Annotated in this window: 10 protein-coding genes; 5 read left to right on the top strand and 5 right to left on the bottom strand. The window is 62.4% G+C overall.

Annotation, left to right across the window (positions count from 1 at the left end):
* Positions 1 to 48: 48 nt before the first annotated feature.
* Genes dsbD through dsbG form a run of 3 tightly spaced genes read left to right on the top strand, consistent with a single transcriptional unit; the run spans position 49 to position 3,365 of the window.
* Positions 49 to 1,776: a protein-disulfide reductase DsbD gene (gene dsbD, locus AC4PS7_RS11325; RefSeq protein ID WP_042571853.1), complete on the top strand. Its 1,728-nt coding sequence runs from the start codon at positions 49 to 51 to the stop codon at positions 1,774 to 1,776.
* Positions 1,777 to 2,628 carry a TlpA disulfide reductase family protein gene (locus AC4PS7_RS11320; RefSeq protein ID WP_045791793.1) on the top strand — a complete coding sequence of 284 codons (852 nt, stop codon included), beginning with the start codon at positions 1,777 to 1,779 and terminating at the stop codon, positions 2,626 to 2,628.
* A complete protein-coding gene (dsbG, locus tag AC4PS7_RS11315; RefSeq protein WP_045791792.1) occupies positions 2,604 to 3,365 on the top strand; it encodes a thiol:disulfide interchange protein DsbG in 762 nt (253 codons plus the stop codon). Before AC4PS7_RS11320 ends, dsbG begins: the two co-directional genes overlap by 25 nt.
* Positions 3,366 to 3,429: 64 nt before the next feature.
* On the opposite strand, the gene AC4PS7_RS11310 is transcribed toward dsbG, so the two are convergent.
* From AC4PS7_RS11310 to AC4PS7_RS11300, 3 genes are all read right to left on the bottom strand, one after another.
* Complete coding sequence (locus AC4PS7_RS11310; RefSeq protein ID WP_198831677.1) at positions 3,430 to 6,108, bottom strand: carbohydrate binding domain-containing protein; 2,679 nt, start codon at positions 6,106 to 6,108, stop codon at positions 3,430 to 3,432.
* Positions 6,109 to 6,227: 119 nt separating this feature from the next.
* A complete protein-coding gene (locus AC4PS7_RS11305; protein ID WP_492179407.1) occupies positions 6,228 to 19,109 on the bottom strand; it encodes a non-ribosomal peptide synthetase in 12,882 nt (4,293 codons plus the stop codon).
* Between the two features lie 55 nt (positions 19,110 to 19,164).
* Entirely contained in the window at positions 19,165 to 19,917 is a 753-nt protein-coding gene (locus tag AC4PS7_RS11300; protein WP_492179406.1) for a thioesterase II family protein, read from the bottom strand.
* Positions 19,918 to 20,219: 302 nt separating this feature from the next.
* Here AC4PS7_RS11300 and AC4PS7_RS11295 point away from each other — a divergent pair, with 302 nt between their 5' ends.
* On the top strand, positions 20,220 to 20,771 hold the full coding sequence (locus tag AC4PS7_RS11295; protein ID WP_005789991.1) for an RNA polymerase factor sigma-70: 552 nt from the start codon (positions 20,220 to 20,222) through the stop codon (positions 20,769 to 20,771).
* Positions 20,772 to 20,813: 42 nt separating this feature from the next.
* Here AC4PS7_RS11295 and AC4PS7_RS11290 read toward each other — a convergent pair whose 3' ends face one another.
* Positions 20,814 to 21,602, bottom strand: coding sequence for a substrate-binding periplasmic protein (locus AC4PS7_RS11290; protein ID WP_010208806.1), 789 nt, complete (start codon positions 21,600 to 21,602; stop codon positions 20,814 to 20,816).
* A 94-nt stretch (positions 21,603 to 21,696) separates the two neighbouring features.
* The gene (locus AC4PS7_RS11285; protein WP_010208805.1) at positions 21,697 to 22,320 is read right to left on the bottom strand and encodes a TetR/AcrR family transcriptional regulator; all 624 of its coding nucleotides are present in this window, start codon (positions 22,318 to 22,320) and stop codon (positions 21,697 to 21,699) included.
* Between the two features lie 153 nt (positions 22,321 to 22,473).
* Between AC4PS7_RS11285 and AC4PS7_RS11280 the strand changes: the two genes are divergently transcribed.
* The gene (locus AC4PS7_RS11280; protein ID WP_010208804.1) at positions 22,474 to 24,252 is read left to right on the top strand and encodes an acyclic terpene utilization AtuA family protein; all 1,779 of its coding nucleotides are present in this window, start codon (positions 22,474 to 22,476) and stop codon (positions 24,250 to 24,252) included.

Below are 24,252 nucleotides of genomic sequence, written 5' to 3'. Positions count from 1 at the left end.
TCAACGCCACACATTGTGTGCCTACTTGCATCGAACTAAGGCTTGACCATGCGGCATTTGTTTACCTTTCTGCTGGTGTTGTTCGCGGGGTTCGCCCAGGCCGCGCCGGGCAACCCGTTTGAGACCAAACCCGACTTCCTGCCGGTGGGCAAAGCCTTCACTTTTACCTCCGAACGTCTTGAAAGTGGCGAGACCCAGCTGTATTGGCAGATTGCCGACGGTTATTACCTGTACAAGCAGCGCATGAAGTTCGATGGACTGGCCAAACAGCCCACGTTGCCGCAAGGCGAGGCCCATAGCGATGAATTCTTCGGCGACCAGGAAGTGTATCGCCAAGGCCTGGAAGTGAAGATTCCGGCCGGCGCCACCGGCCAGGTCAAACTGGGCTGGCAGGGCTGCGCCGATGCGGGCCTGTGCTATCCGCCGCAGTCGATCACCGTGGACCTGGGGGGCAACCCGGCCGTCGCCGCGACCGCCGAAGCCCAGGACCAAAGCCTGGCCAGTGGCCTGCAACAACGCAGTCTGGGCTGGAGCCTGCTGATATTTTTCGGCCTGGGACTGCTGTTGGCCTTTGCGCCGTGTTCATTGCCGATGCTGCCGATTCTCGCCGGTTTGGTGGTTGGCAGTGGCGCCAGCCCGCGTCGTGGGTTTGCCTTGGCCAGCAGCTACGTCGTGTGCATGGCACTGGTGTATGCCGCGCTCGGCGTGCTGGCGGCCTTGCTGGGTGGCAACCTTGCCGCCTGGCTGCAGACGCCGTGGATTCTCGGCAGCTTCGCCGCCCTGTTCGTGCTGCTGGCCCTGCCGATGTTTGGTTTCTTTGAACTGCAACTGCCGGCGTTCCTGCGCGATCGTCTGGACAACGTCAGCCGCCAGCAAAGCGGCGGCAGCCTGGTCGGCGCAGGGATTCTCGGCGCACTGTCCGGCCTGCTGGTGGGCCCATGCATGACCGCCCCCCTGGCCGGTGCCCTGCTGTACATCGCCCAGAGCGGCAACGCGTTACACGGTGGCCTGATCCTGTTCGCCATGGGCATCGGCATCGGCATTCCGCTGTTGTTGCTGGTGACCGTGGGCAATCGCTTCCTGCCCAAGCCGGGCACCTGGATGAATGTGCTCAAGGGCATCTTCGGCTTCCTGTTCCTCGGCACCGCCGTGCTGATGATCCGCCCGGTGGTCGATGAAAGCCTGTGGATCGGCCTGTGGGGCACGCTCGCGCTGGTGATGGCCTACTGCGGCTGGACCCTGGCCCGCGAATACGGCCTGGCCGCCAAGGTGTTCGGCGCCGGTTCCCTGGTGCTCGGCCTGTGGGGCACACTGCTGGTGGTGGGCGCCGCCGGTGGCAGCGATGACCTGTGGCAACCGCTGAAGGTCTACAGCGCTTCGCGGACCGCCGCCGCACCGAGCGCCCACGATGCCTTCATGACCATCAACGATCCCGCCGTGCTGCAAAGCCAGCTCGACAGCGCCAAGGCTCAAGGCCAGTGGGTGCTGGTGGACTATTACGCCGACTGGTGCGTGTCGTGCAAGATCATGGAAAAGCAGGTGTTCGGCAAACCCGAGGTGATGGATGCCCTGAAAGACGTACGCCTGCTGCGCCTGGACGTTACCGCCGACAATGCCGCCAGCCGAGAGCTGCTCGGCCGCTACAAAGTGCCTGGCCCACCGAGCTTCGTGTGGATCGGCCCGGACGGTGAAGAACGCCGCGCCCAACGCATCACTGGCGAAGTGGATGCCGCCGCCTTCCTGCAACGCTGGACGCAAACCCGGGACGCCCTCTGAATGCTGACCCTGACCATCGGCACCTTCGCCATCGCCCTGAATCACATCCTGCTGATCAGCGCGCTGATTCTCGCCACCCTGGTGGGCTGGCGCGTGGCCAAGCGTGGTGGTGAAAACCCGGAATCGGTGCTGTTCAGCCTCTTCCTGCTGGGCATGCTGGTGGCCCGCGTCAGCTTTGTGCTGATGTACTGGAGCGATTACAGCCAAGCCCCACTGCAGATGGTCGACCTGCGCGACGGCGGTTTCCTCGCCTGGCCGGGCGTGGTCGCGCTGATCCTGGGTGCGCTGCTCTACGGCCGGCGGCGTCCAGCCCTGCGCAAGCCGCTGGGCGCTGGGGTGATCACCGGCCTGGTGTTCTGGGGCCTGACCAGCCTGTCCCTGAGCCTGTACGACAAAGGCTCGCAACTGCCGGACATCACCTTGCGCAACGCCGATGGCGACGTGGTGCAACTGGCCGATTACAAAGGCGGCCCGCTGGTGATCAACCTGTGGGCCACCTGGTGCCCGCCATGCCGCCGCGAGATGCCGGTGCTGGAACGTGCCCAACATCAACGTCCCGACGTGACCTTCCTGTTCGTCAACCAGGCCGAAAGCATGCAAAGCGTCAGCACCTTCCTCGCCACACAAGGCCTGACTCTGGACAACATCCTGTTCGACGCCAGCGGTCGCCTCGGCCAGGCCGTGGGCTCGATGGCCTTGCCCACCACGTTGTTCTATCAAGCCGATGGACGCCTGATCAACAGCCACCTCGGCGAACTGTCCCAGGCCAGCCTGGCCCGCGCCATGGAACCCTTCGACTCCGCTCCTGCTGCCACAAGGAAACCGACATGCCCCGCCTCTGCCACCTGCTGACCCTGCTGCCGCTGACGCTTGCAGCCACCCTGGCCCAGGCCGCTGACTGGCCAGCACCGATCAAACAGATCGAGGCCAAAGGCGCCAAGATCCTCGGCAAGTTCGACGCCCCCAGCGGTCTCACTGGCTACGCCGCCCAGTACCAGAACCGCGGCATGGCCCTGTACCTGACCGCCGACGGCAAAAGCGTGATTGCCGGTAGCCTGTACGACGCCCAAGGCAATGACCTGAGCAGCGCGCCTCTGGAAAAACTGGTGTACGCACCGATGGCCAAGGAAGTCTGGGCCAAGATGGAAAAAAGCAGCTGGATCCAGGACGGCGACGTTAAAGCCCCACGCATCGTCTACCTGTTCAGCGACCCTAACTGCCCTTACTGCAACATGTTCTGGGAACAAGCCCGTCCGTGGGTAAAAGCCGGCAAAGTGCAGTTGCGCCACATCATGGTCGGCATCATCCGCGAAGACAGCCCCGGCAAATCCGCCGCGCTGTTTGCCGCCAAAGACCCGCAAAAGGCCCTGGAAGAACACGAAGCCGCCGGTAAGGGCAGCAAGTTGCAGGCGTTGGAGAAGATTCCGGCGGATATCGAGGCCAAGCTTGATGGGAATATGAAATTGATGGATGAGCTGGAGTTGTCGGCGACGCCGGCTATCTTCTATCTGGATGACAAGGGTGGGTTGCAGCAACAGCAGGGGGCACCTTCGCCGGAGAAGTTGGTGAAAATTCTAGGACCAAAATAATCTATCACCTCGTCACTGAAACAAGAATGCCCGCGCAATGCGGGCATTCTGTTTATCGAGCGGCTTAAACTTCCTCGAGCAGGAAATCAATCATGTACCAATCATTACCGGCCCCGTTTGCCTCATGACTGAAAATATCCAACAACGCACTGTTAGTGCTCGCCACAAATGTAAACCCAAGCGTATGCCAAGCAAGATCAGGAAGCGTTAAGATGGACGTTTGCCGTATCGCGCCCAAGCTCAACGACAATTTTGGAGCGGGAGCGTCATAACCATACTGGCGAACTTTGACGGAGAATCTATACGTATGACCGCTTTCAAGATCACTGAACGCTCTCTGTAAAATCGGTCCAGCGGAGTTATTACTGTACGTGAAGTTTTTAACCGCATAACTCAGTTTCCCGTCCGGGCCATTGACTTGTTCGATCGAGAGATCTCGGGGGTCACCCACGCCCGCACCCGCCTTCCAGGGCTCTAATGTCTGGTGATCAAACACTGTTAGATCCCGGTATTTTTTCTTGAAGGTCAGGTCGAGCTTCTTAAACTCAATCGCATTCTCCAAAGCACCACCCACTTTCGTCGTTACTCTGAACGCAAAAGTCAGGAGCGTGTTGTTTCGGAACTTTTCAAGATCTAAACGGTTTATCGATTTCTGCAGCCCATTCGTCACATCGCTCTGAATCAGAGGTTCGGCAACAGCGATTTTAATTGTCAACGAAGCCCCATCCGCCTCCGCGGTTCCGATGACTTCCAGCCAAGCGATCTGCCCAATTAAAATAAACCACCATGGTTCCAACGTGATCTTAGCATCGCCTGGAAATGCACGTAGATCCAGAACGTCCAATGTAGCCTGCTCGACTTTAAGAGCCGTAAGGCGCACAGGCACGCTGACCTCCAGATCCAAATCTCCCGATGTCTGAAGCTTGCAGGCACTGTTAACGGTGTAATTGATAGTTAGTGTCTCTCCAGCAGCATGAATCACTTCCTCGCGATCAATACTGAAGTCGACATAACCCGCAGTGGAGTTGCCCTGCTTAGGTGGCACCGGCACATCCGTGCCATCCGATAGTTTCACGTTCAACTGGATTTGGTGCTTGGCACTTATGTGCGGGTAGGCAACCCGAACGGTCATTCCATTCCGGGCGTTGTAAATCGTCAGTTGGTTGCCCACAGCTTCGCACACATTCGGCGGATCCAACGCCAGTGCTTCCTGATCAATGTTGAACGTTTGAACCGGAAACCGGAATGCCGTCGACAGATCGCGTTTCCCATCAAAGCTCACCGCTGCATGCAGCTCGAATTCGCTGCAGTCCGCAAGTTTTTGCAACCCTACCCGGCTAATCGCTGCGTCGACGCCGCTCGTCAGCCAGTCAGGCAGGAGCGGCTCATCCGTCAGCACAGAACATTGAAAGGAACTGCCGTCCTCCTGAGTGCCGGTGATCCAAACCCAGACACTTTGCCCAAGCTCAGCATAGTCCCAGACAGGCACCAGTACGGTTGCATCGTCTTCGAATGTCGTGAGGTCCAGGGTGCGCCCCGTTGCTTGTTCGATGCAGGGCGTGGTCAATTGAGGACTCAGTACCTGGATCACACACTCGGGGGAGTGCTGAGGCGGGGAATTGTTTAATTGGACGCTATAGATCAATGTCAGCTTCTGGCAGAACAGAGCTGCGAAAATCTCAGCGGGGACATTGAACGAAAGACTCAGATCGCCCGGCTTTACGTCCTGGCAACCGAGCGGTATCGGCCCATAATTCGGCCCTCTGGCTTGCACACAAACCTGATGGCCTTCGGTCATGCCTGGGTAGGCCACTATTGCATGTCCGCCCCGAGTGGTGTTGACCGGGTTGACCTGCCAGTTACCAGGGGAAACCTGCACCGCTTCCTGAAGACGTGGCGGATTCAAATTCAGTGAAGGGTCGACACGCAGCAGCACCGTAGAGCGTTGATGGAAATCCTGAGCATTTCTAGGCAGCGGGTTCACACTCGACACCGGCGCCTCAGGTTGACAACCGCTCCAGATAACCCCCGAATGGCAGGTACAGGACGAGTAGTCATCCAAACGCCCTAGCCAGGCCCGCGACAGCCTAAACTCGAATACAAACCCCTCATGCGCTTCCTCTTCAGTCACGACATGATCAAAGGCCACCCATTCAAATAATGGCGGTATATGTTGCTCATTACCCGCGACAACAATAAACAATCGCGAGCCTGCCCGAATCATCGGCCAGGCCTTGATCCGGATAGTTTCATCCCCTGTGAACTTGAACATGTTCAACCACGGGGTGCCCCACTCCAATTCGGCATGCGCGAACTCAGGCATTGACTCACGCAGATGCTCTTCGCGGACCTCTTGAATCTCAAGTTCAAGTACCAGTGACTCTTTGCGTGCACCACCGACAACAGCCTCGTACCAGATCAGCACCGTATGCCCGATGCCGGTACTGATCCATTGCCAGGGAATATCGGCGACATTGCCGCTCGCGACGGTGATCGGCGGAAATGTCACACAGGTCGAGCCTTTGATTGCGAAATGCACAACGACCTGGGTACTACCCTCGGGAAGCGTCAGTGTCGCAGTCGTACCTTGGGCTGCATCCAGAGGGTAGAGCACGCTGTTGTTCGCAGCGTACTCGATGACCGCAAAGGGTAATTCGGGCTGGGTTACCTCCGACGAGGGGGCAAGCACAGTGCTTTCGGCCTTAGTGAGGGGTTGTTTGCTTGGGATCGGTTTTTTAGCCACGATAAGACTCCTGTCCAACGTTAGATAACGGTCATCTAACGCGCGGAACAGGAGCCTTGCCTACTGTCAGAATTAACAGTTCTGACGAAGCCCTACGTTGCTGCCGACCAACGGCCCTCTCACAACCCCTCCAACTCCGCCATCAAATCACTCAACCGATCTACCTTCTCGGCACTGACCTCATTGGCTGCCAGCCCGTCGATATACTCGGCCAATTCCGCCACCGTGCTGCACTCGAACATTGCGCGCAGCGGCACATCACGTTGCAGGGTCTTCTGCACCCGCGAGGCAATCTGCGTGGCCAGCAACGAGTGCCCGCCCAGTTCGAAGAAGTTGTCCTGCACCCCTACCCTCTCGACTTTCAGCACCTCGGCCCAGATGGCGGCCAACGTAGCCTCCAGTTCGTTGCGCGGTGCCAGGTAGTCCTGGCTTTGCAGCTGGCCGATCTCCAGCGCCGGCAACGCCTTGCGGTCGAGTTTACCGTTGGCGTTGAGCGGCAGGCGGTCGAGCCAGAGCCAGTGCAGCGGCACCATGTATTCCGGCAGTTCGGCGCGCAGGCGTTGCTTGATGCGGTCCAGGCGTTCGCTTGGGTTCAGTGCTTCATCCGCCGCCACCAGGTAGCCGACCAGGTGCTTGCCATTCATGCCTTCCTGCACGCCCACCGCCGCATCGCGCACTTCCGGTTGTTCGTGCAGGCGCGCTTCGATTTCACCCAGTTCGATGCGGTAGCCGCGAATCTTCACTTGGTGGTCGACACGTCCGACGTACTCCAGCACGCCGTCACTGCGACGGCGCGCGAGGTCGCCGGTGCGGTAGAGACGTTCGCCCGGTGCGCCGAAGGGGTTCGGCACAAATACGGGCGCGGTGCGCAGCGGGTCGCTGACGTAACCGCGACCGACACCCGTGCCGGCCACGCACAACTCACCCACCGCGCCTTGCGGCACCAGTTCCAGTGCGCCATCCAGCAGGTACAAACGGTTGTTGTCGGTGGGCGTACCAATCGGCAAATAGGTGCCTCGGGTAGACGCCAGGTCGACACGATAGAACGCCACATCGTCCGAACACTCCGCCGGGCCGTAAGCGTTGACCAGCCCGATCTCCGGATAACGCTGCAACCACTGGTGCGCCAGTTCCGGTGGCATCGCTTCGCCGGTCGGCAGCATCCAGCGCAGGCCATCCAGGCCGATGCGGTCTTGTGCAAGCATGCCCTGGATCAACGACGGCACGCTTTCCAACACGGTGATGCCCTGGGCCTGGACATGTTCCAGCAGGCCTTGGGGATCATGCGCGATGGTGTTCGGCACGATGTCCACCCGCGCGCCGAACAGCGGCGCAGCGAGGAACTGCCATACGGAAATATCAAAGCTCTGCGACGCGGTTTGCGCAATCACATCCGCGTCGCTCAAGGCCAGGTACGGCACTTTGCTCAGTTGGTTATTGAGCATGCCGCGCTGTTCCACCATCACGCCCTTGGGCAGACCGGTGGAACCGGAGGTATAGATCACGTAGGCAAGGTTATCCGGAGCGCTGTAGACACCGGGGTTTTCACCACGCGCGGGTATTTCCTCCCACACCAGAAGCTGGCAGTCAAAACCGTCCAGCAACTCGATGGCTTGCTCACGGGATGCTTCGGTGCACACCAGCAATGGCGTGCGGCTCAAGTCGAGGATGCTGCGCAGGCGCTGGCTCGGCAGGCCTGGGTCCAGCGGCAGGTAGCCGGCACCGGCCTTGAAGCTGCCGATGATCATGCCGAGCAGGTCGAGGTTACGCTCGGCCAACAACGCCACCGGTTGATCCAGGCCGACACCCGCTGCCATCAGCGCGTGGCCCAGGCCGTTGCTGCGACGGTTCAGTTCGTCATAGGTCCATTGCTGGTCGAGGCAACTGGCGGCGATGCGCTGCGGATGAGCGGCGACCTGCTCTTCGAACAGCTCGATGTAGCTGCGCTCCAGCGGGTAGTCGTGCTCGCTCTGGTTGCAGCCTTCCACCAGGAACTCACGCTCCTGCTCGCCAATCAGCGGCAGGTCGGCCATGTCACCCTGGAAGCCTTGGACCAGCGCCAGCAGCAGGCGCTTGAACTCGCCGAGCATGCCTTGCACGGTGATTTCGTCGAAGTAGCGTTGGTCGTAGGACAGGTGCAGCCCCAGGTCATCACCTGGATAGCACACGGCGGTCAGCGGGAAGTTGGTGTGGGTGCGGCCGGAATCCGAGGTGGCGTTCAGACTTTGTGCACGGTCCAGCACCGAGACTTCCACCGGGGCGTTTTCGAACACGAACAGGCTGTCGAACAGCGGCTGGCCCTTGGGCAGTTCGCTGTGTTCCTGGATCGTCACCAGCGGCAGGTACTCGTACTCGCGCAGTTGCATATTGCTGTCGAGCAGTTCGCTCAACCACTGGCGCACGCTGCACGCTTGACCGTCCTCGGGCAGTTTCACCCGCAGGGCGATGCTGTTGATGAACAGGCCGACGGTGCGTTGCATCTCGGGCATTTCCACCGGGCGCCCGGCCACGGTGACACCGAACAGCACGTCGCGATCACCGCTCAAACGGCGCAGCACCAGCGCCCACGCCGCCTGGGCGAAGGTGTTGACGGTCAGTTGGTGAGCCTGTGCCAGTTCGCGCAGTTGTGCACCGTCGCGGGCATCGAGACGGGTGTAGCAATCGCCCACCACCATGCCGCCGCTGTGGCCCGCGTGTTCACGCAGGAACGGCCGGTCGCTCGGGATTGGCGTGGTGCGTTCGAAGCCTTGCAGGTTCTGTTGCCACCATTGGCGTGCCTCATTGAGGTTCTGGCGTTGCAGCCAGGCAATGTAGTCGCGGTAGCGCGGCGGCGTGGCCAGTTGCGCGTCGCGGCCTTCACCGAGGGCCATGTAGAGCTCGAAGAAGTCATTCATCAGCAATGAACGGCACCAGGCATCGATAAGGATGTGGTGGTTGCTCATCATGAACCAGTAACGCTCGGCGCCGACGCGGATCAGGCGCAGGTGAAACGGTGCCTGGTTGAGCAGATCGAAGCCGGCTTCGCGCTCTTGCTTGAGCAGCGCTTGCAGGCGCGGCTCCTGCTGGTCCTCCGGATCGTCGCTCCAGTCCAGGTACTCAATCGGCGTGCTGCCGGGTGTGTGGATCACTTGCAGCATGTCTTCGCCGACGTTCCAGCAGAACGACGCGCGCAGGGCTTCGTGGCGCGCGATCACCGCCTGCCAGGCCTGGGCGAAACGCTCGGGGTCCAGGGCGCTGTTGATGCGGTAGCGGTCCTGCATGTAGTAGAGGCCGGTGCCGGGCTCCAGCAGGGTGTGCAATAGCAGGCCTTCCTGCATCGGGGTCAGCGGGTAGACATCTTCGATGGCGCTGGCGGCAATCGGCAAGCTGTCGAGTTGCGCCTGGGTCAGGTGCGCCAGCGGGAAGTCGGACGGTGTAAGACCACCGGCGTCGTCCTCCAGACAATGTGCAACCAGGCTTTGCAGCTCGGTGAGGTAGGCATCGGCCAGTTCATGGATGCTCTGTTGATCGTGGCGTTCGCGGCTGAAGGTCCAGCGCAGCACCAGCTCACCACCATACACCTGGCTGTCGACGCTCAACTCGTTGGGCAGCGGCGCGTCCGGGTCATGGGCCAGGCCGGCGGATTCATCCAGCGGGTGGAACAGCGCATCGGCGCCGAAGCTCTGGTCGAACTGGCCGAGGTAGTTGAAGGTGATCTGCGCGCTCGGCAGTGCGGCCAGGGTCTGCTTGCACAGGTCATCGGAGAGGTAGCGCAGCACGCCATAGCCCAAGCCTTTATGCGGCACGGCGCGCAGTTGTTCCTTGATCGCCTTGATCGAATCGCCCTGCCCGGTTTGCGGGGTCAGGCGCAGTGGATAGGCACTGGTGAACCAGCCGACGCTGCGGGTCAGGTCGATGTCATCGAACAGGGTTTCGCGGCCGTGGCCTTCCAGTTGGATCAACGCGCAAGCGTGACCGCTCCAGCGACACAACACGCGGGCCAAGGCGGTCAGCAACAGGTCGTTGACCTGGGTGCGGTAGGCGCTTGGGGCTTGCTGCAGCAACTGGCGGGTGTGTTCGGCATCCAGGCGCACGCTGACGGTGTCGGCATCGCGGTTGCGCAGCGACCCTTGTGGGCGGGCCACCGGCAATGCGGCGTCAGGGCCGGCCAACTGGTGCTGCCAGACGCTCAATTCCTCACGCAGGGATTCGCTACCGGCATACGCCTGTAAACGCGCGGCCCAATCACGCAGGGCACTGGTCTTGGCCGGCAGGCTGACGGACTGGCCATCGTTCAACTGGCGATAAACCGTTTGTAGATCTTCCAGCAATACACGCCACGACACGCCGTCCACCACCAGGTGATGGATCGCGATCAACAGGCGTTGCTGCCCCTCGGGCCCGTCCACCAGCAAGGCGCGCAGTAGCGGGCCGTGCTCCAGGTCGAGGCTGCGTTGGGTGTCGGTGAACAGCGCGGTGCAGTGCGCCATGTCACGCACTTGCGCCTGCATCAGCACGCCGCCTTGCGGCACGGCCCTGTGTTCGGCGTGCCATTGGGCGTCGCGCTTGGAGAAGCTCAGGCGCAAGGCGTCATGGTGTTCCAGTACCGCCAGCAGCGCTTGTTCCAGGCGCTGGGGGTCGAGCAACTGCAGCGGCTTGAGGACCAGCGCCTGGTTCCAGTGCTGACGGTTCGGGGTCTCGGTGTCGAAGAACCAATGCTGGATCGGCGTGAGACCCGAACTGCCGGTCAGCAGGCCCTGCTCTGCCGTAACCTGCTCGGAGCGCGTAGCCACAGCAGCCAGGGTCTGCACGGTCTGGTGCTGAAACAGGTCGCGAGGGCTGAAATGAATCCCGGCCTGCCGCGCACGGCTGACTACCTGGATCGACAGGATCGAGTCGCCCCCCAGCTCGAAGAAGTTATCGTCCAGGCCGACTTGTTGCACGTTCAGCACCGCGCACCAGATCGCCGCCAGGGTGCTTTCCAGTTCGTTGCGGGGTGCCACGTAGTGTTGGCGGTTGGCTTCGGGATCCGGCTGCGGCAAGGCACGGCGGTCGAGCTTGCCGTTGGCGGTCAGCGGCATGCTGTCCAGCACGATCAGGTGCGTGGGCACCATGTAGTCCGGCAGGTGCGCCTTGAGATGGGCCTTCAGCGCATCACGCAGCGCGACGTGCTCGGCATCGCTGACCAGATACGCCACCAACTGTTTGCCGCTCGGCGCATCCAGCGCCAGCACCACCGCTTCGCGCACGGCGTCATGCTCCAGCAGGCGGGTTTCGATCTCGCCCAGTTCGATACGGAAACCGCGAATTTTCACCTGGTGGTCAATACGCCCGAGGTACTCCACCAAGCCATCGACGCGCTGGCGCACGAGGTCACCGGTGCGGTACAGGCGCCCGCCGTTGCGCGCAAACGGGTCCGCGACAAAACGTTCGGCGGTCATGCCCGGACGCTGGTGATACCCCTGCGCCAGACCCGCACCGCCCACGTATAACTCGCCGGTCGCGCCTTGCGGCACCAAGGCCAGGTCGGCGTCGAGAATATAAGCCACGCGGTCACCGATGATGCTGCCGATCGGCACGCTGGCGGCGCCCTCCTCCAAGTGCTCGGGCGCCAGGCTGGCCAGCGGCATCACTACGGTTTCAGTCGGGCCATAGGCGTTGAAGAACACCTGGGGCTGGAACGCGGCACGGATGCGCTGCAAGTGTTCGCCGGTGAGGGCTTCGCCGCCGGTAATGCACATACGCACCGGCATGGTCTGCTGCCGGGTCGCCAACCACTGCGCCAACTGACTGCCGTAGCTCGGGGTGAAGCCCAGGATGTTGATGCCATGGGTGCGGATCAATCCGCAGATTTCCTCGGCATCCCACTGCCCCTGAGCCCGCAACACCACCTGTGCGCCACTGAGCAGCGGCACCAGCAGACGCTCGGTGGCCGCATCGAAGTTGATCGAATAGAAGTGCAGCTCGCAGTCATCCGCGCGCATGCCAAACCGCTCGATCACCGCCGCGCAATGCATGGCGATTTCACCGTGGGATACCACCACGCCTTTCGGCTTGCCGGTGGAGCCGGAGGTGTAGATCAAGTACGCCTGGTGTTGCGGCAGGCTGATAAACGGCAGCGCATCGGCCGGGTAGTTGGCCAGCACCGGCAAGTCATCCTCCAGACACCAGCACGCAACAGTGGCCGGTAACTCGCCGAGGGCCTCGAACATCGCCGCATCGCTGAGCAGCAGGCCGATGCCGCTGTCTTCGATCATGTAGTGCAGGCGGTCCAGCGGGTATTCCGGGTCCAGCGGCACATAGGCACCGCCGGCCTTGAGGATCGCCAGCAGGCCGATGACCATTTCCAGGGAGCGCGGCAACGCCAGGCCGACACGCACCTGCGGGCCGACGCCACGTTCGCGCAGCATCCAGGCCAGGCGGTTGGCGCGGGCGTCGAGTTCTCGGTAGCTGAGGGTCACGCCGGCAAAGGTCAGCGCCGGCGCATCGCCACGGACTGCCACCTGCTGGCTGAACAGTGGGTGGATGCACTGATCGAGACGGTGCTCGCCATTCTCAATGCCCAGGCTGTCTTGCAACACACGCTGTTCATCCGCACCCAGCAACGGCAATTCGCTGAGGCGTTGCTGCGGATCCGCGATCAAGGCTTCCAGCAGATTGCGCCAATGGGCGGCCATGCGCGCAATGCGTGGCTCGTCGAACAGGTCAGTGCTGTAGGTCAGGCAGCAACCCAGGCGATGGTCGAGGTCGGTGACTTCCAGGTTGAGGTCGAACTTGGTCGCCCGCGCATCGTTGGCCAGGTATTCGACGGTCATGCCGGCCAGTTGGCGGCTCTGTTGGAATTCCCAGCGCTGCACGTTGCACATCACCTGGAACAGCGGGTTGTACGCCGCGCTGCGCGGGGGTTGCAGGGCCTCCACCAGGTGATCGAACGGCAGGTCTTGATGGGACTGACCCTCGATCACGGTGTGGCGCACGTGCTCGAACAACTCAGCGACATTCATCTGCCCATTGAGCTGGCACCGCAGCACCTGGGTGTTGAGGAAGGCACCAATCAAGCCTTCGCTTTCAGGACGGATACGGTTGGCAACCGGGGCGCCGATACGCAAGTCGGTCTGGCCGCTATAACGGTAGAGCAGCACGGCCAGGGTGGCGGTCATGGTCATGAACAGGGTCAGGCCGCGCTCGGCATTGAAGGCACGCACGCGGGCAGCGAGGTCGTCGCTGAGGTCGAAGCGGTACAACTCGCCCTGGTGGCTTTGCACAGGCGGGCGTGGACGGTCGCCGGGCAGTTCCAGCAGCGGGTGTTCATTGCCCAGTTGCGCAGTCCAGTAATCCAGCTGACGCTGGCGCTCGCCGGACTCCAGCCACTGACGCTGCCACACGCTGTAGTCGAGGTATTGCACGGGCAGCGGCGCCAGCGGCGAGTCGCGCTCGTCGATAAAGGCCTCGTACAACGCGCTGAGTTCACGGGCAAAGATGTCCATGGCCCAGCCTTCGGTGACGATATGGTGCAGGGTCAGCACCAGGTAGTGTTCCTGCTCGCCGGCCTTGACCAGGCACGCACGCAACAACGGCCCGGTTTCCAGGTTGAACGGCGTGTGTGCCTCATGATCAGCCAGTCGCTGCAGGCGCGGTTGACGGTCGGCTTCGCTCAGCGCGGAGAAATCCTGCCAATCCATGCGCAGCCCGGTCTGCGGCGAAACGTTCTGATAAGCCACACCATCGACGCTCGGAAACGTCGTGCGCAGGGTTTCGTGACGCATGATCAGCGCTTGCAGCGCCGCCTCGAAACGCCCCACGTCCAGCACGCCACGCAAACGCGCCATCCCGCCGACGTTGTAGGCCGGGCTGTCCGGTTCCATCTGCCACAGGAACCACATGCGCTGCTGGGAATAGGACAGCGGCACGGGTTGGCCGCGGTCGACCTTGGCGATGACGGTCTGTTGGTTGCGTTGGCCCGAGGCCTGGATCAGGCCGACCTGCTCGGCAAACGCCCCCAGTTCACTGGCGTCGAACAAGGTGCGCAACGGCAGTTCCACATCACAGGCCTGGCGGGTGCGGGAGATGATCTGCGTGGCCAGCAACGAGTGGCCGCCGAGGGCGAAGAAGTCATCGCGCAGACCAATGCTTGGCAGGCCGAGAACTTCGCGCCAGATCGCGGCGATTTGCTGTTGCAGCGGCGTTTCGGGTTCGACGTGTTCACGCACTTGCCACACCGGCGCCGGCAATGCGCGGCGGTCCAGCTTGCCGCTGGGGCTCAACGGCATGGCGTCCAGGCGCATCAGCAGCGCGGGCACCATGTACTCCGGCAACTCCGCGGCCAGGGCGGTTTTGACCTGTTGTTCGTCCAGGTTGCCATGGGCAGTGAAGTAGCCAATCAACTGCCCGTCACGCACCAGCACCACAGCTTGAGCGATGCCCTCCAGGGCGAGCATGCGCGCCTCGATTTCTTCCGGCTCCACACGGAAGCCGCGCAGCTTGACCTGCTGGTCGAGACGCCCGAGGTACTCGATCACACCGTCGGCGCTCCAACGGGCGCGGTCACCGGTGCGGTACAGGCGGGCGCCTTGGTGATCGGCGACAAAACGCTCAGCCGTCAACCCGGCGCGGCCAAGGTAACCCCGGGCCAGGCCGATACCGCCGATGCACAGCTCACCCGGCACGCCCAGCGGCACGGGGTTGAGCTGCTCATCCAGCACGCGGCAGATCACGTTGCCCAGTGGCCGACCAATCGGCGAGCGCTCGCCGTCTTCTGCGCGACAGTGCCAGTGGGTCACGTTGATCGCGGTTTCGGTCGGACCATAACGGTTATGCAATTGCACGGCTGGCAACTGGGCCAGAACGCGGTTGCGCAGTTCGGCGGGCAAGGCTTCCCCGCCCGAGAACAAGCGCCGCAGGCTGGTGCATTCGGCCACCAGCGGTTCGTCGATAAACAACTGCAACAGCGGCGGCACGAAGTGCAGCGTGGTCACGCCGTGTTCCTGCACCAACTGCGCGATCCGATGCGGGTCGCGATGCTCACCGGGCCCGGCCAGTACCAGGCGGCACCCGGTGATCAGCGGCCAGAAGCATTCCCACACCGACACGTCGAAACTGATCGGTGCCTTCTGCATCAGCACGTCGGTTTCGTTGAGTGGATAAGTGGCCTGCATCCACTGCAAGCGCTCGGCCAGCGCGGCATGGGTGATGCCCACGCCTTTGGGCTGGCCGGTGGAACCGGAGGTGTAGATCACGTAGGCGAGGTTATCACCGTGCAAATGCAGGCCGGGCGGCTGGGTGGGCCAACTGTCCAGGTGCAGGCTGTCCATGGCGATGACGCACACGCCGCAGGCAGCCGGCACCTGCTCCAGCAGCGCGGTCTGGGTCAGCAGCAGGTGAACGCCGCTGTCCTTGAGCATGTAGGCCAGGCGCTCGGTGGGGTAATCCGGGTCCAGCGGCACGTAGGCGCCCCCGGCCTTGATGATCGCCAGCAAGCCGATCAACAGTTGCGGCGAACGTTCGGCGGCGATGGCCACGCACACGTCCGGGCCGACGCCTTTGTCACGCAGGTAATGGGCCAGGCGGTTGGCCTGGGTGTGCAATTGGGCGAAGGTCAGGCTGCCGCCGCCCCAGACCAGCGCGGTGGTGTCCGAGGTCTGCTGGTTGAGCAGTTCGGGCAGCCACACTTGGGCCGGTGCGCAGGGTGCTTCGCTGTAAAGGGCTTGTTCGTCGTGCTGCATCAGCATGAGGTCGCCGATGGCTTGCCGGGGCTGTTCGCAGACGGCGTGCAACAGGTTGATGTAGTGCTCGGCGAGGCGCTGGATGGTCGCGCTTTCGAACAGTTCATCGGCATAGTCGAACGACAGGCTCAGGCGCCCGTTGCGGTCTTCTTCGGTGTGCAGTTGCAAATCGAACTTGGCTTCGCGGCTGTGCCACGGCAACTCGTCGGCGAGCATGCCCGGCAGGCGGCGCAATGCGCTGAGGTCGCGTTGCTGGTGGTTGAACATGACCTGGAACAGGCCCTGCTCGCGGGCCTGCGGGAAGGCCTCCAGCAGTTGTTCGAATGGCAAATCCTGATGGGCCTGGGCGCCCAGCGCAGCCTGGCGTGTCGCGGCCAACAGTTCAGTGAAGGGCAAGCGCCCATTCAGCTCGGCGCGCAGCACCAAGGTGTTGATGAAGAAGCCGACCAGGCCTTGGGTTTCCTGGCGCGGGCGGTTGGCGTTGGGCACGCCGATGCGGATATCGCGTTGGCCGCTGTAACGGTAGAGCACGCTCTGGAAGGCTGCCAGCAACAGCATGAACGGGGTGGACTCGTGGGTCCGGGCGGTCTGGCGAATGGCTTCGCTGAGGCTCGCGCCAAGGCGCACAGTGTGGCGTGAGGCACTGTGACGGTGGTGTACCGAGCGCGGGTGGTCGGTCGCCAGGCTCAGGGTGGGATGCTCTTCACCCAACTGCGCTTTCCAGTACGCCAGTTGACGCTGGCCTTCACCTTCGGCCAGCCATTGGCGCTGCCAAGTGCCGTAGTCGGCGTATTGCAGGGCCAGGGGCGGCAGCTCCAGGGTCTGGCCCTGGACTGCGGCGGCATAGAGGCGTGAGAACTCGTCCATCAGGATATTGAGCGACCAGCCGTCGGCGATGATGTGGTGCAGCGTCACCAGCAGTTGGTGATCTTCATCGTCCAGACGCACCAGGGTCACCCGCAACAGCGGACCTTTTTCCAGGTCGAACTGGGTGCGCGCTTCGTCTTCGCGGATCTGTTGCGCACGGGCTTCGCGCTCGGCAACGGGCAGGTCGCTGAGGTCGATGACTTGCAGGTCGAAATCGGCCTTGGTATCGACACGCTGGAAAGCCTGGCCGTCGCGCTCGTAGAAGCGTGTACGCAGGGCTTCGTGGCGCTGGATCAGTTGCTGGAAGCTGGTACGCACCGCGTCTTCATCCAGCTCGCCGCGCAGGCGCAGGGCGCCGGGGATGGTGTAGGCGCTGCTGTGGGGGTCCAGTTGCCAGGTGATCCACAGGCGGTTCTGTGCCAGGGATTGGGGCAATTCCTCTTGGCGCGACAGGCTGTGGATCGCGCCTTGGGCGACGCCGCCGTCCTGCTGCAACTGCGCAACGCTGGCGGCAAAGCCTTCCAGGGTCGGTGCTTCGAACAGCATGCGCAGGTTAAGCTCCAGGCCGAGGCTTTCGCGCAGGCGTGCGACCACCTGGGTGGCGGTGATGGAGTTGCCGCCGAGTAAGAAGAAGTGGTCATCGGCCGCAACCGTCGCCACCTGCAACTGCTCGCACCAGATCGCCGCAATCTGGTTGTGCAGTTCGGATTCCAGCGCCCCATCGCTCTCCTGCGCGTGCAGGTCCGGGAACTGCGCATAGCTGTCGAGGCTACCGTCCTTGTGACGAAGCGCACAGGCCGCGCGCTGCAGCTTGCCGCTGGAGGTCTTTGGCAAGGCGCCAGGGTTGAGCAGCACCACCACGCTTGGCGCCTCTTGATACGCCTCGGCGACGGCTTGGCGAATCGCCTTGATCAGCGCCTCGGGCGCCAGGATTTTCTGCACACTGCGGCTGATTTCAGCGGCAATGCCGATGCCTTCCAGGCCCTGCTCATTCACTGCAAATGCGGCGACCCGGCCTTTGCGTACCACCTCCACTTCGCGCTCGATGGTCTGCTCGATGTCTTGTGGGTACAGGTTGTGGCCGCGCACGATCAGCAGGTCTTTGAGGCGACCGGTGATGTACACCTCACCGTCACGGATGAAGCCCAGGTCGCCCGTACGCAGCCACCTACGGCCGGCATGTTGCACAAAGGTCTTTGCGGTGGCTCCGGGGTTACGCCAGTAGCCGTGGGCGATGCTCGGACCCGTGGCCCAGAGTTCGCCGACGTGGTTGTCGGGCAGCTCGGCAAGGGTATGCGGGTCAGCGATCAGCACCGCGTGTTCCGGCTGGCGGGTGCCACAGCTCATGATCGCACTGCCCTGCCCCGGCTCGGCGCGATTGGCGGCCAGGGCCTGATCGTCGACGCGCATCGCCGCAATGCCCTGGCCACGGCTGCCGCCCGCGACAAACAGGGTCGCCTCGGCCAGGCCGTAGGAGGCAAAGAAATGGTTCGGGGTAAAACCGCAGGCGGCGAACTTCTCGGCGAAGCGTTCCAGAGTGTCGAGGCGGATCGGCTCGGAGCCGGAATAGGCCACGCGCCACCGGCTCAAATCCAGGCGCTCCAACGCGGTCTCGCTGACCCTTTCGCTGCACAGGCGATAGGCGAAGTCCGGACCGCCGCTGATGGTGCCGCCGTATTCACTGATCGCTTCCAGCCAACGTAACGGTCGCCCGAGGAAGTAGGCCGGCGACATCAGCACGCAGGGCACACCACTGAAGATCGGTTGCAGTAGACCGCCAATCAGCCCCATGTCGTGGTACAGCGGCAGCCAACTGACGATCACGTCATCGGGGTTCAGGTCGATGCCGAAACCGCGACGGATCAACACTTCGTTGGCCACCAGGTTACCGTGGCTGACTTGCACGCCCTTGGGCAACGCGGTGGAACCTGAGGTGTATTGCAGGAAGGCGATGTCGTCCGGATGCAGGTCAGGGGCGACCCAATTGCCGGCACCTTCCAGCCGATCGACGCTCAATACGGGCGGCGCATTTTCGAGCTGCGACAAGCCATCGGCGAGGCTGGCGATGGTCAGCAGCAGACGCGGTTCGGCATCGCTGATGATCGACAGCAGGCGCGCCTGATGGTGGCGACGGGTGGACTCCGGCGGATAGGCCGGCACCGCGATCACACCCGCGTACAGGCAACCAAAGAACGCCGCGACATAATCCGGGCCACTGGGGAACAACAGCACGGCACGGTCGCCCAGGTCCGCATTGGCCTGCAAGGCGGCGGCGATGGTGCGGGCACGCTGATCCAGATCGCGATAACTGAGCACAACGCTGTGCTCGGCGGACTCGGCGAGGAAGCGCAAGGCGACCTGGTCCGGGGTCTGCGCAGCACGACGTTGAAGGGACTGGACCAGGGTACGGGGAAGTTCGAAGGCGTCCATCATGGGGTTCCTGCCTGAAATCGGCTTACGGGAAATTCGAGAATTCGGGGGGGCTGGTTCAGCCGACGGCAAGTGGACGTGCCACGCCATTGCGCCATCGGGCCAGGTGTTCCTCGGCGTAACGCCGCATGCAGCGCAGCACGGCGCTTTCGTGCTGTATGAGGAAGAAGTGGTGGCCGTCGAACATGTCCAGGGAAAAGCCACTGGCGGCATCCAGCTGCCAGTCGAGCAGTTGGTCGGCGCGCACGCTGTCCTGTTTGCCGCCAAACACGTGAATCGGCATGCCCAGCGGTGTGCGCTCGCCGTAGCTGAAGCTGCCGCACAGCAGGAAATCCGCGCGCAGGATCGGCAGCATCAACTGCATCAACTCGGGGTTGGTCAGGGCTTCTTCGGCGGTGCCTTGCAGCTCGCGCAGGCGGGCGATCAGTTGTTCGTCGGTCTTTTCGATGGCGTATTCGCTGACGTCGCGGCGTGCCGGCCCGGCCGTGCCGGAAGCGAACAGGGCCAGCGGCGGCGGCACGTCGCGCGCACGCAGCGCATGCGCCAACTCGAAGGCGAGCAGGCCGCCGAGGCTGTGACCGAACAAGGCGTAGGGGCCGTTCAGGTCGCGGCTGATTTCATCGGCGAGCTGGGCCGCCAACACCTTGATGTCGCGCTGCAACGGCTCGTCCATGCGCATGCCACGCCCGGGCAATTCCAGTGGGCATACCTGCAACCACTCGGGCAGGGCCCGACGCCAGCGCGCGTAAACCATGGCGCTGGCGCCCGAATAGGGCAGGCAGAACAGCCGCAGTCGGGTCGGCGCACTCATCGAGTGACGACTCCAAACTGAAACACGCTGTATGCACGATAAAAACCCATTTCGTCCTCCTGCGGGTGCTGGTCCTTGGCCGTTTTACTAACGGACCTGTCACCCAGAAGAACGGACGGCACCAGCAAATAATTAGTCGCCGGGTACGAGCGAGACGTGGTTCACACCTAACAAGAAAGCATAAGATTAGTTCGCCTTCTCATTTGACAATCATTATCATTCAGCATAATTTGTTGCCCGATGTGTAGGAGGCCTCAGCAAGGACGCCCTCCCCTGACTTCTTTTGCGACAAGGTGATTTCCATGACGGAACAAGTATCCACAGGCAGGTGCGACTCACCGCTTCTCCAGGCATTCGTCGATAATCGGCTGATCCTGGTGAAGATCGCGGCACGTATTACCGGCTGCCGCTCCCGTGCCGAAGACGTAGTGCAGGACGCCTACTTCCGGCTGCAGTCGGCGCCGACGATCACGTCATCGTTCAAGGCTCAATTGAGTTATCTGTTCCAGATCGTGCGCAACCTGGCGATCGATCACTACCGCAAGCAGGCCCTGGAGCTCAAATATTCCGGGACGGAAGAGGAAGGCTTGAATGTGGTTATTCACGGCGCTTCACCGGAAACCTCGCACATCAATTTCAACACCCTGGAAAACATCGCCGACGCCCTGACGGAGCTGCCGCAACGCACCCGCTACGCGTTCGAGATGTACCGCCTGCACGGCGTGCCGCAAAAGGACATCGCCAAGGAACTTGGCGTATCGCCGACCCTGGTGAACTTCATGATCCGGGATGCGCTGGTGCACTGCCGCAAAGTGTCGGGCAGCCATAGCGATACGTTTGCACGTAGGGTGTGACACACCGCTGTAGGAAATGTGGGAGCAGGCCTGCTCCCACACTCAGGGTACCGCCGTCACATCAATGCGGTACGGCTCGAAAATCTTCAGCATCTCGCCATCATCACGCAAGCGTTTGAGCAATGCGGAAAAGGCCTCCCCCGTGATCGGTGCTTTCGGGCGCAGTAGCGCGAAGTGGTGATACACCTGGTCGATGCGCTCCGACACCAGGAACTGCCCCGCCATCTCCGCATTGCGCACCATAAAGTCACTCAAGTACGAACGGGTCACCAAGGCAATGTCGGCACGCCCGCGCGCAACCATCAGCAGGTTGCTGTCATGGGAGTAGGTCAACGTGGCGTTGAAGTGCTCCGCCATGTACTTGGGGTCGGGGTTGAAGTTGGCGAAGGCGTAGTGATAACCGCTGAATACCGCCAGGCGTTTGCCCTTGAGGTCAGCGAAATAGCTTTGGTCGCGACCGGCCTCACGTTGGGCGACAAAAATCTCTGCGTCTTCCAGGCCCATATCGACCGTGGTGTGGGGAATCTTCTGCCAGCCCCAGTCAGGGTTTTCGAAGATGGCCATATCCACCCGGCCCTGCTCGAAATCGCGAAAACGTCGCGGGATAGAGGTGGGCACCAGTACAAATTGGTAGTCGGTTTGCGAGGCGTTCAGGGCCTCGACCAGTTGCGGCAGCAACCCGGTATCGGCACCCTGCTCGGGGCGCACGGTGTAGGGCGGGAAATGTGCCGCGCCGATGCGGACCAGTTGCGCAGCCGAAGCCTGCCCCCACCACGCGGTGCCCAGTGCCCAAAAGGTAAGTCCTGCAGCCAGCCGCCATGGCGAAAACATCAAGGCACACACCGTTCAAAAACGCTAATGGCGATAAGCTAGGCGTTTTCGTCTGGCGAGACAACTTTCCATCGGCAAATTAATAGCTTGCACCTCAATCGGCTTTCAGAACCATTAACAGGGCTTCTTCGGCCAACTGCTCAAGCGTCAGGCTGCCCTCGGCGCGGAACCAAGTGGTGGTCCAGGACAAGGCACCGGTGAGGAAACGCCGGGTAATAAATACATCGCCCCGGATATAGCCGGCGTCCTTGGCCTCACCCAGTACCTGCAGCCAGATCGCCTCATACACATCACGCAGGGCCAGCACCTGGGCCTGGCCTTCGGCCGACAGCGAACGCCATTCGTAGACCAGCACCGCCATGGCCTCGCCGCTGCCGCCCATGATCGACTGCAATTCACAGCGAATCAGCGCCAATACACGCTCACGCACGTTGCTGGCTTCCTCAAGGGAAGCGCGCATCATCGCGGTGTTGTAATGGATGGTTTCTTCCATCACCGCGCGCAAGATCTCGTCCTTGCTCTTGAAGTGATGAAAGATGCTGCCGGACTGGATGCCCACGGCGCTGGCCAGGTCGCGCACCGTCGTGCGCTCGAAGCCCTTGTTGCGAAACAGGTGGGCCGCGGTCTGCAGCAGCTTGCCCCGGGCGCTGTCGGGGTCGGTCAGTTGGCCGGCTTCAACCATGGTGCGCATCACCCGCAGGGCTTTATGCTCATCCATGCCTCTCTCCTCTACTTCCACGGACGTCTTGGCCGGCAATTTAGGCCGTGGCGGCCACCCAAGCAAGCGCTTGGCTAAAACTTGTGACTGGCGTTTACAAACCAAGCGCTTGCTTGGTAGTCTCGCCCACAGCCATTCGAGGAAGGATTTCTCATGAGCAAGACAGTTCGTATCGGCTGTGCCAGCGCCTTCTGGGGCGACACCTGCACCGCCGCTGCCCAGTTGGTGCACGGCGGCAAGCTGGATTACCTGGTGTTCGACTACCTGGCGGAAGTCACCCTGTCGATCCTCGCCGGCGCGCGCATGAAAGATCCCCAGGCGGGCTACGCGACGGATTTTGTCGAAGTGCTCACGCCCTTGCTGGCGGATATCCAGCGCCAGGGCATTCGTGTGATCAGCAATGCCGGCGGTATCCATCCCCAGGCCTGCGCCGCCGCCCTGCAAGCGGCCTGCGACAAAGCAGGTATCAAACTGAACATCGCCGTGCTGCTGGGCGATGACCTGCTCCCCCAACTCAAGCAACTGCACGGCATCACGGACATGTTCAACGGCACGCCGTTGCCACCGGTGTGCGTGTCCGCCAACGCCTACCTCGGCGCACCGGGCATTACCCAGGCACTGGCACTGGGCGCGGATATCGTCATCACCGGTCGCGTGGTGGACAGCGCCGTGGTCAGCGCGGCGCTGGTGCATGAGTTCAACTGGTCCTGGCAAGACTACGACCGCCTCGCCCAAGCCGCATTGGCCGGGCATATCATCGAATGCGGCGCACAGTGTACCGGCGGTAATTTCACCGATTGGCGCGATGTGCCGGACTACGAACACATCGGTTTTCCCATCGTAGAAGTCGGCGCCGACGGGCAGTTCACCGTCGGCAAGGTCGACGGCACGGGCGGGTTGATCAGCGAACTCAGCGTGGCCGAGCAGTTGCTGTATGAGATCGGTGACCCGCGGGCCTATCTGCTGCCCGATGTGATCTGCGACTTCAGCCAGGTCAAGTTGCAGCAGCAAGGCAAAAACTGTGTGCGCCTGCACGGCGCCAGGGGCTTGCCGCCCACCGATCAGTACAAGGTCAGCGCCACCTACCCGGACGGCTTCCGCTGCACCGCCAGTTGCCTGATCGCCGGGATCGATGCGGTGGCAAAGGCCGAGCGGGTCAGCCAGGCCATCATCCACAAGACCTCGGAACTGTTCAGCCAACGCGGTTGGGCGCCCTACACCGAGGTGAATATCGAACTGCTCGGCAGTGAAGCGACCTATGGCGCCCACGCGAAGCGTCAGGACTGCCGCGAAGTGGTGGTGAAACTGGCGGTGCGTCACCCGAGCAAACAGGCATTGGTGCTGTTCGCACGTGAGATCGCTCAAGCCGCCACCGGCATGGCGCCGGGCCTGACCGGCATCGTGGGCGGACGGCCAACCGTGTACCCGTTGATCCGGCTGTTTTCATTCCTGATCGATAAATCCGCCTGCCAGCTGTTGATCGACTTGCAGGACAAACGCCACACCTGCTCCCTGCCGGTTGCCGACGCCCCCGCCCTGCCCGATGCACCGATTGACCCACCCAAGCCCCGAGGCCGCGCCGACGCCAGCGTCCCTCTGGTGAAACTGGCCGTGGCGCGTTCCGGCGACAAGGGCAACCACAGCAACATCGGCGTGATCGCCCGCGACCCCGAGTACTTGCCCTGGATCGCCGAAGCGCTGACCCCGGAAGTGATCGTCGACTGGATGGGCCATGTGCTGGACCCCGTTCACGGTCGCGTCGAGCGCTGGTATTTACCCGGCAGCCACAGCCTCAACTTCCTGCTGGAAAACGCCTTGGGCGGCGGCGGCATCGCCAGCCTGCGCATCGACCCGCAGGGCAAAGCCTTCGCCCAGCAACTGCTGGAAATCCCCATCGCCGTGCCGCAACACATCGCAGATTCACTCACCTGA

The sequence above is a fragment of the Pseudomonas sp. DW-iso3 genome (assembly GCF_058725305.1).
Note: the sequence above shows the minus strand (reverse complement) of the source record. Positions and strands in the feature narration are given on the sequence as shown.

Coding starts and splice junctions, on each gene's coding strand:
- dsbD (WP_042571853.1), top strand. CDS start 49: ATGCGGCATTTGTTTACCTTTCTGCTGGTGTTGTTCGCGGGGTTCGCC.
- AC4PS7_RS11320 (WP_045791793.1), top strand. CDS start 1,777: ATGCTGACCCTGACCATCGGCACCTTCGCCATCGCCCTGAATCACATC.
- dsbG (WP_045791792.1), top strand. CDS start 2,604: ATGCCCCGCCTCTGCCACCTGCTGACCCTGCTGCCGCTGACGCTTGCA.
- AC4PS7_RS11305 (WP_492179407.1), bottom strand. CDS start 19,109: ATGATGGACGCCTTCGAACTTCCCCGTACCCTGGTCCAGTCCCTTCAA.
- AC4PS7_RS11300 (WP_492179406.1), bottom strand. CDS start 19,917: ATGAGTGCGCCGACCCGACTGCGGCTGTTCTGCCTGCCCTATTCGGGC.
- AC4PS7_RS11295 (WP_005789991.1), top strand. CDS start 20,220: ATGACGGAACAAGTATCCACAGGCAGGTGCGACTCACCGCTTCTCCAG.
- AC4PS7_RS11290 (WP_010208806.1), bottom strand. CDS start 21,602: ATGTTTTCGCCATGGCGGCTGGCTGCAGGACTTACCTTTTGGGCACTG.
- AC4PS7_RS11285 (WP_010208805.1), bottom strand. CDS start 22,320: ATGGATGAGCATAAAGCCCTGCGGGTGATGCGCACCATGGTTGAAGCC.
- AC4PS7_RS11280 (WP_010208804.1), top strand. CDS start 22,474: ATGAGCAAGACAGTTCGTATCGGCTGTGCCAGCGCCTTCTGGGGCGAC.